At 70.7% G+C, this 1,059-nt stretch carries 1 protein-coding gene; it reads right to left on the reverse strand.

The annotated features are described in order from the left end of the window. Window positions 1-63: 63 nt before the first annotated feature. Window positions 64-1,020, reverse strand: a complete 957-nt coding sequence (locus AB0M20_RS45470; protein WP_364307895.1) for a hypothetical protein — start codon at window positions 1,018-1,020, stop codon at window positions 64-66. Between the last annotated feature and the right edge of the window lie 39 nt (window positions 1,021-1,059).

Genomic DNA, 1,059 nt, shown 5'->3' on the forward strand with positions numbered 1-1,059 from the left:
TGAACGTCATACAGTTATGGCCCCTCTCCTGGCGGGTTACCCCCACCCGGGCGGATCGGGCGGCTACGCCGCGCGTCCCGAGGATCCGCCCTTGCCCCGCCGCGCACCCCGGCCGCGCCGTGAACGCGATGGCCGGACCGGATCAGCCGGGTTGTCGACGTCGCCCGGGCTAGAGAAGGAGACCACTGGCACCGGCGGCCGATCGGCCTTCGGCGCGGCCGGCGTGACCGGACTCAGGTCCGGCACCGGCGGCGGAAGGTAAAGCCCGGCCTCTTCGAGCAGCTTGCACACCACGCCGACCGGTATCCGGCCCGACTGCAACAGCGTCTTCGGCAGAGCGACAACGGCGGCCATCACGTCGGTTGGCACCGGCACCAGCCGGTTCAGCAGCTCCGGTTTTACGCCTTCGACCGCCAAGTAACCGGCCTCGACCGGGGACAGACCAAGGTCCAGCCAGGGCAGCACCGTGCGGTCAGTGAAGCCGTGGACCGCCCACTGCTTCGCCTGGTTGTTGTACCGCTCGGCTTCGTGCTCTCGAATCCGCTCCTGGTTGCGCAGTTCGACCGGCATCAGCACCCGGGCAAGTGAGCCCATGCCGGACACTCGCACGGAACGACGAGCCCGGTTGTCGCGCGCAGCAGGACGTTGCCGCCCCCGCTGATTAGCTGGTATCAGCAGCGGGCGCTGCGTCGGCGGTCCCGGCCGGGCCGCCGCGGCCGCACGACGTGAGGCTTCACTGGCCGGCGTCTCCGGCCAGCCGAACAGATCGGCATCCCGCTGCCGCCCCTGCGGCCGCGCCGGCGATGGCCGCGGGAAGGCGATCGGCGCCGGCATCGCAATCGACCGCGGCCGAGGCTGCGGTGGGGGCCACTCGTCACCCATCACATGCGCCATGGGCACCTGGCGGCGACAGCCCGCCGGGCCCATCAGGACGTAGACCTGCGACTCGCTGAGACTGCTGTTCGCAGTAATCGTGAACCCGCACCCCTCGGCCAACGCGACGATGTCCGCGGCCGTCATGTCGACGCCGCACAGGTCGCTGAAGCGGCGCGCAACCTC

The sequence above is a fragment of the Actinoplanes sp. NPDC051633 genome (assembly GCF_040681735.1).
Classification (GTDB): Bacteria; Actinomycetota; Actinomycetes; order Mycobacteriales; family Micromonosporaceae; genus Actinoplanes.